The organism is Streptomyces sp. NPDC102270 (genome assembly GCF_044766405.1).
Lineage (GTDB): Bacteria > Actinomycetota > Actinomycetes > Streptomycetales > Streptomycetaceae > Streptomyces.
Genome location: NZ_JBIWLX010000008.1, coordinates 455,211 through 461,992 on the forward strand (window position 1 = coordinate 455,211; position 6,782 = coordinate 461,992).

8 protein-coding genes are annotated in these 6,782 nt (G+C 71.1%); 3 read left to right on the forward strand and 5 right to left on the reverse strand.

All coding sequences use genetic code 11. The features are described 5' to 3' along the window. Positions 1-18 precede the first annotated feature (18 nt). Entirely contained in the window at positions 19-975 is a 957-nt protein-coding gene (gene meaB, locus ACIRP7_RS19485) for a methylmalonyl Co-A mutase-associated GTPase MeaB (protein ID WP_403660632.1), read from the forward strand. A gap of 54 nt (positions 976-1,029) precedes the next feature. Here the strand turns inward: meaB and ACIRP7_RS19490 are convergent, their stop codons facing one another. Then, positions 1,030-1,662 (reverse strand): PepSY domain-containing protein, encoded by a 633-nt coding sequence (locus ACIRP7_RS19490; protein ID WP_403660635.1) that lies wholly within the window; start codon positions 1,660-1,662, stop codon positions 1,030-1,032. 125 nt (positions 1,663-1,787) lie between these two features. On the opposite strand from ACIRP7_RS19490, the gene ACIRP7_RS19495 reads away from it, so the two are divergent. Both ACIRP7_RS19495 and ACIRP7_RS19500 read left to right on the forward strand, forming a co-directional pair. Continuing rightward, positions 1,788-2,456 carry a response regulator transcription factor gene (locus ACIRP7_RS19495; protein WP_403660638.1) on the forward strand — a complete coding sequence of 223 codons (669 nt, stop codon included), beginning with the start codon at positions 1,788-1,790 and terminating at the stop codon, positions 2,454-2,456. Beyond that, positions 2,453-3,850: an ATP-binding protein gene (locus ACIRP7_RS19500; RefSeq protein WP_403660641.1), complete on the forward strand. Its 1,398-nt coding sequence runs from the start codon at positions 2,453-2,455 to the stop codon at positions 3,848-3,850. The genes ACIRP7_RS19495 and ACIRP7_RS19500 overlap by 4 nt, the downstream gene beginning before the upstream one ends. Positions 3,851-3,863: 13 nt before the next feature. Here ACIRP7_RS19500 and ACIRP7_RS19505 read toward each other — a convergent pair whose 3' ends face one another. The 4 genes from ACIRP7_RS19505 to ACIRP7_RS19520 all read right to left on the reverse strand — a co-directional run bounded on the left by ACIRP7_RS19505 (position 3,864) and on the right by ACIRP7_RS19520 (position 6,515). After that, positions 3,864-4,340 (reverse strand): MarR family winged helix-turn-helix transcriptional regulator, encoded by a 477-nt coding sequence (locus ACIRP7_RS19505; protein WP_403660644.1) that lies wholly within the window; start codon positions 4,338-4,340, stop codon positions 3,864-3,866. Positions 4,341-4,436: 96 nt separating this feature from the next. Beyond that, on the reverse strand, positions 4,437-5,234 hold the full coding sequence (locus ACIRP7_RS19510; RefSeq protein ID WP_403660647.1) for an AIM24 family protein: 798 nt from the start codon (positions 5,232-5,234) through the stop codon (positions 4,437-4,439). Then, complete coding sequence (locus tag ACIRP7_RS19515) at positions 5,231-5,881, reverse strand: AIM24 family protein (RefSeq protein ID WP_352391259.1); 651 nt, start codon at positions 5,879-5,881, stop codon at positions 5,231-5,233. The genes ACIRP7_RS19510 and ACIRP7_RS19515 overlap by 4 nt, the downstream gene beginning before the upstream one ends. Before the next feature lies 1 nt (position 5,882). Continuing rightward, positions 5,883-6,515: an AIM24 family protein gene (locus tag ACIRP7_RS19520; RefSeq protein ID WP_393600764.1), complete on the reverse strand. Its 633-nt coding sequence runs from the start codon at positions 6,513-6,515 to the stop codon at positions 5,883-5,885. Between the last annotated feature and the right edge of the window lie 267 nt (positions 6,516-6,782).

Genomic DNA, 6,782 nt, shown 5'->3' on the forward strand with positions numbered 1-6,782 from the left:
CACGTGAACGGAGCTGTGATGCAGGACGTCTCCACCCTGGTGGCCCAGGCCAGGGAGGGCCGGCCACGGGCCGTGGCCCGGCTGATCTCCCTCGTGGAGGGGGCGTCCCCGCAGCTCAGGGAGGTCATGGCGGCGCTCGCCCCGCTGACGGGCAACGCGTACGTGGTGGGCCTGACGGGCTCGCCCGGGGTGGGCAAGTCGACGTCCACCTCGGCCCTCGTGACCGCCTATCGAAAGCAGGGCAGGCGGGTCGGCGTCCTGGCCGTCGACCCGTCCTCGCCGTTCTCCGGCGGAGCCCTGCTCGGCGACCGGGTGCGCATGTCGGACCACGCCTCCGACCCCGGCGTCTACATTCGCTCCATGGCCACCCGCGGCCACCTCGGCGGCCTCGCCTGGGCCGCCCCGCAGGCCATCCGGGTCCTGGACGCGGCCGGCTGCGAGGTGATCCTGGTCGAGACGGTCGGCGTCGGCCAGTCCGAGGTGGAGATCGCCTCCCAGGCCGACACCTCCGTGGTGCTGCTGGCCCCCGGGATGGGCGACGGCATCCAGGCCGCCAAGGCCGGAATCCTGGAGATCGGCGACGTCTACGTCGTCAACAAGGCCGACCGCGACGGCGCCGACGCCACCGCACGCGAGCTCAACCACATGCTGGGCCTGGGCGAGTCCCGCAAGCCCGGCGACTGGCGCCCGCCGATCGTCAAGACGGTCGCCGCCCGCGCCGAGGGCTTCGACGAGGTCGTGGAGGCCCTGGAGAAGCACCGCGCCTGGATGGAGGAGCACGGCGTCCTCGCCGAGCGCCGCCGCACCCGCGCCGCCCACGAGGTCGAGACGATCGCCGTCACCGCCCTGCGTGAACGCATCGGCGACCTCAAGGGCGACCGACGCCTGGACGCCCTCGCGGAGCGGATCGTCGCCGGCGAACTGGACCCCTACCGTGCGGCGGACGAACTGGTGGAGGGCCTGACCCGGGGCTGAGCTCACCGCTCGTGTCTCGCGGGGACGGGTGCGGCGGTCGCCGCGACGGCCGGGTCAGTCGTCGTCGCGGTCCTGGGTGACCTTGCCCGAGTCGAGGGCGACCGTCCACTCGCTGTGCTTGCCGTCCTTCACGGTGTCCGCCGTCCAGAACACGGCGCCGTTGTCGTCGTCGAGGCCGACCTCGGTCACCGTGCCCTGGTGCGCGGCGGCCAGCGCGGCCTCGCGGGCGTCCGTCTTCGCGCCCTTCACCGCGGCGAGCTCGGCGCGGTCGTCGGCGTCGTTGTCGTCGCCAGTGTCGCGCTGGGCGCCGAGGACCTTGCCGGAGTCGGGGGCGATCCGTACGTCGTATTCGGTGCCGTCGCCCTTGACGACGCTCACCTTCCACGCGTCCGCGCCGTCGTCGTCCAGGTCGACGGAGAGCGCGGTGCCCGGGGTGTGCTTCAGGGCGGCCGCGATCGCCTCGGCGGCGGTGAGGCTGCCGTCGGGGAGCGCCGTACGGTCCTCGGAGGCGTCGTCGTCCTGGTCGTCCGCGGAGTCGTCGTCGTGGTCCGCAGCCTCGTGGGCGCTCGTGTCCGTCTGGCGCTGCGTCGTCGTCGGCTCGTCGTCGCCCGCCGCGAAGGCCGCGACGGTGCCGCCGGTGGCCAGCGCGGCGGCGGTGAGGGTGGCGATGACGATGTTGCGCTTCATGAGGATTCCTCCAGAGCCGTGCTGCTTCGTTCGCTTTCGACGACGACCAAGCTGCCGGACGGGAGCTGAACGGGACCTGAAGCCGCCTGAAGGTGTCTTCAGGTTCGCTTTGCGAGGCTGTACCCATGCGCCTGCTGATCGTCGAGGACGAGAAACGACTCGCCCTGTCCCTCGCCAAGGGCCTCACCGCCGAGGGCTACGCCGTCGACGTCGTCCATGACGGCCGGGAGGGGTTGCACCGGGCCACCGAGGGGTCGTACGACCTGGTGATCCTCGACATCATGCTGCCCGGCCTCAACGGCTACCGGGTCTGCGCCGCCCTGCGCGCCGCGGGCCACGAGGTGCCGATCCTGATGCTCACCGCGAAGGACGGCGAGTACGACGAGGCCGAGGGCCTGGACACCGGCGCCGACGACTATCTGACCAAGCCCTTCTCCTACGTCGTCCTCGTGGCCCGGATCAAGGCCCTGCTGCGGCGGCGCGGGAACGGGGCCGGGGCCTCGCCGGTGCTCGAGACCGGGCCGTTGAGGATCGACACCGCCGCGCGCCGGGTCCTCCTCGACGACACCGAGGTCACTCTCACCGCCAAGGAGTTCTCGGTCCTGGAGCAGCTCGCGGTGCGGGCCGGCGAGGTGGTCTCCAAGGCACAGATCCTGGAGCACGTCTGGGACTTCGCGTACGACGGCGACCCGAACATCGTCGAGGTGTACGTCAGCACCCTGCGCCGGAAGCTGGACGCCGGCCTCATCCGCACGGTCCGCGGTGCCGGGTACCGGCTGGAGGCCGGGAGATGAGGCGGCTGTTCGGTTCGGTCCGGGCGCGGGCCACGCTGGCCGCGACCGCGGTGGTGGCCGTGGCCCTGGTCGCCGCGGGCGCCGTCGTCCTGCTGTCGTTGCGCAGCAACCTCGCGGGCCAGGCGGACACGGCCGCCGACAGCGCCGCCCGCAACGTGGCGGCGCAGATCGCGCGGGGCGTGCCGTACCGGGAGCTGGACCTGGACGAGGACCACCCGGTCCAGGTGGTCGACCCGGGCGGGCGGGTGCTCGCGGTGAGCGAGGACCTGGAGGCGATCAGCGGCACCGGCGCCCCCGACGTCACTCCCGTCTCGAGCCCGGACGCGACGCCGGACGACGACAAGGACGCCCCCGACTCCGGCGAGGTCGGAGAGGTCAGCGAGATCACCTGGCACGGCCAGGGCTGGGCCACCGCCGACGGGGAGAGCGTCGCGTACCGCTTCGCCCAGGTCCAGGTCACCGACCGCGGCGACAGGACGGTCCGGGTCTACGCCGGTGCCTCGCTGCAGGCCCAGCAGGACGCCGTGCACACGGCCGCCACGGTCATGCTCGTCGGCCTGCCCGTACTGCTCGCGGTGGTCGCCCGGGTGACCTGGGCGGTCACCCGTCGGGCCCTTCGCCCGGTCGAGGCCATCCGCCAGGAAATGGCCGCGATCACCGCCTCCGAGGACCTCGCCCGCCGCGTCCCGGTCCCGGACACCCACGACGAGGTGGCCCGCCTCGCCCGCACCACCAACGAGACGCTCGCCGCGCTGGAGACCTCGGTGGAGCGCCAGCGCAGGTTCGTCGCCGACGCCTCCCACGAGCTGCGCAGCCCGATCGCCTCGCTGCGCACCCAGCTCGAAGTGGCCGCCGCGCATCCCGGGCTGCTGGACCTGGACGGGGCGGTCGAGGACACCGTACGACTGCAACACCTCGCCGCGGACCTGCTGTTGCTGGCCCGCCTGGACGCGGGGGAGCGGGGCGCCGGCGCGCGGATCGAGCTGGCGGCGCTGGTGCGGGAGCGGGCCGCCGGGCGGCCCGGGGTGACGGTGCGGGCGGACGCCGTGGAGGTCACGGGGTCCCGGGGGCAGCTGGAGCGCGTGCTCGACAACCTGCTGGACAACGCGCGGCGGCACGCGCGGTCGGCGGTGGTGGTGACGGTACGACGGGACGGTGGCCGGACTGCCGTGGTCGAGGTCGCCGACGACGGCGACGGGGTGCCGGCCGGGGACCGGGAGCGGATCTTCGAGCGGTTCGTACGGCTGGACGAGGCGCGGGCGCGGGACGACGGCGGGGCCGGGCTCGGTCTCGCCATCGCCCGGGATGTCGCCGCCCGGCACGGCGGCACGCTGACGGTGCGGGACACGCCGGCAGGCGGAGCCCTGTTCGAACTCCGCCTGCCGATCGCCTGATCGGGCCCCGGTGTCAGGGACGCCCCCGATGCCCCCGCAGATGCTCCGCGATGGGCTTGAGGGCCTTGTCCAGCTCCGTCAGGGACTCGGGCGGCACGAGGTCGATGAAGTGCCTGCGCACCGACGCCACATGATGCGGCGCGACCTTCTCCATCGTCTCCATGCCGTGCTCGGTCAGGACCGCGTACAGGCCGCGGCGGTCGGACTCGCAGTTCTCACGCCGGACCAGGTCGGCGTTCTCCATGCGGGTGATCTGGTGCGAGAGCCGGCTCTTGGACTGGAGGGTGGCGGCCGCGAGGTCGCTCATCCGCATCCGTACGCCCTCCGACTCGGAGAGATTGACCAGGATCTCGTAGTCGTTCATCGTCAGGCCGAACGGCTGAAGGTCCCTTTCGAGCTGATACGTCAACAGCCTGTTGACCTCCAGGTGGGTGCGCCAGGCGCACTGCTCCGCATCGGTCAGCCAGCGCGTGGCCGTCTCGGTCTCCATGAATGAAGTCTACCTAAAAGGTTGAAAGGCGAACTAGTGAGGGTGTCCGTGACGACGGCGCGCACACGTTCGACGTCACACTCCGCAGACTACCGCTCACAGCCCGAAGCGACGCTGGAGGTCCCCCAGCTGTCCGGGAAGGCGCGGTACCCCCGGCTGCTGCGGCTGGCCTGCGGGTGCCCCGTAACCGCCGGGTACCCCGGGCTCGGACGGAACCACCCCCGTGGCCTGCTCGGCCATCAGGACCTCGGTCGACTGGAGCAGTACGGTGCCGGCCCCCACGAACTCGAACTGGTGCTCCTCCCCGGAGGCCCCGACGAGGCCCGTCATCGCACGTAGACCGCCCATCAGACCCGTCATGTACCCGTGGTCGTAGTGGTGGCACGGCGAGGGGCAGTCCGCCCAGCCCACAAGCGCTTGCGGGTCCACCCGGATGGGGGGCTCCATGAACACCACCGGACCGTTCGAGGCCGCCACGAACTTTCCGGTTCCGATGAGGGTCAGGAAGCCGGGCACGATCGACTGCTTCAACGCGAGACTTGGCTGAAAAGCGAGCAGGTTGCCCGAGCGAATGGTCAGGTTGCCCTCTTCGAGGTCGTACGAATTCACGTCGAAGGCCCGGTCGGCGAGGAGCATCTTGCCCGAACCCTGCGCCACGACCCAGTCGCTCGCGTGCAGAGGCGAATGGAAGGACGTACGGATGAGACCGTCGAGGCGGCCGTGTCCGATGCCGTTGAAATCCATCTGCCCGTAGTAGGCGATCATCTTCCCCTTCTGCAGGAACCACTGGCTCCCCTTGAGCTCCACGCAGAAGGTGTAGTTGTTGACGTTGTCGTCCGACGGCAGCGTCATCGGGTCGTACACGGTGGGGCCCGCGCCCGCGTAGTGGCTCACAGCTTCTCCTCCGAGGCCTGGACGAACACCACGCCGTTCCCGCTGAGCTCCAGCTGGAAGGCCTCGCCGGAGCCGCGGCCCACCATGTCGCGCCAGCCGAGCGCCGTCGACAGCTTGTTGCGCACGTCGCCGTAGTGGGCGACGTAGGCCTGCGGGTCGACGTGGACCGGGCGCTGCGGGCTGATGGGGACCTCGAAGACCCCGCCGTGGGCCATCACGGCCACCGAGCCATGGCCCTTGAGCGTGGTCGTGAACAGGCCCTGGCCGCTGATCTGGCCGCGCACCATGCCCATGACGCCGCCCTGCGAGCCCATGAACATGGTGCCCTGCTGGAGGGTGCCCTCGAAGGCGAGCAGACGGTCCGCCTCGACGTACAGGGTGTCGCCGGTGAGGTTGATGACCGTGACGTGGTGGCCGCCGTGCCCGAACAGGACGGTGCCGCTGCCCTCGACGGTCATCAGGGGCGTGTCCTCGTTGGCCACGCGGCGGCCGATCATCGACATGACGCCGCCCTGGCCGCCCTGGATGTTCGGGGTGAAGGACACCTCGCCCTTGTACGCCAGCATCGCGCCACGCTGGCTGAACAGCCGCTGGCCCGGCAGGACGGTCGCCTCGACCATCTTGGAGTTGATCTCACGGAAGGGCATGTCACACATCTCCCGCGATCGTGTTCCGCTCGCTGGGCTGGACGTACACCAGGCCGTCGCCCTCGAAGCGGATCTGGAAGGCCTCACCGCCGCCCTCACCCATGAACGTGCGGAACGTCACACCGGACTGGAAGGACTGGTTCAGGTTCCCCTGGTGCGCGATGTACGCGCCGGGATCGACGGTCAGGGGGTACTGGCGGCTGACCCGCAGCACGACCGCGGGGCCGTCCGACATGATCGCGGCCTGGCCGTGCCCCTCGACGGTTGTCGTGAACAGCCCGTTGCCCTGGGAGGCGCCGCGCATGCCGGTGAAGCTGGTGCCGGTCCTGAGTCCGGCGTCGGTCGCGAGCAGGTTGCTCGACTCCACGTACAGCTTGTCCCCCTGGAGACTGACGAGGTTGATCTCGGAGGCCCGGTCCGCGAACCAGCACGTGCCGTGCCCCGACACCTCCATCACGGTCATCTGCTCGCCGGTGATGCGCCGGGTGACCATGCCCCGGATGCCCTCACCACCGCCGCTCATCTTCTTGAACGCCATCTGCCCGTCGTACGCGACCATGGAGCCGTTCTTCGCCTTCACGGCGTCCCCGGTCATGTCGACGGCGAGCACTTTGCTGCCTTGAAGTCGAAACATCGCCACGGAGTGAAGGTAGCTGGTGGTGAGTGCTTTCGGACAGGTTCTGGGGGGTGTGGGTCGTATGCCTGCGGGTTCGGGGTGCGGGTGCGGGTTCGGTGGGGGCGGGCGTTGTGCGCAGTTCCCCGCGCCCCTGGATGCCTGCGGCGGCCTGTTCCGGTCCGGTGGGGGGTTGTGTAGCGCGTGGGGTTCGGTGGGTGGGTCGGTGCCGGGGTGGGGGGTGTCCGTCCTCGGTCCGGCGACTCGGCTGCTTGAGCAGGGCTCGGT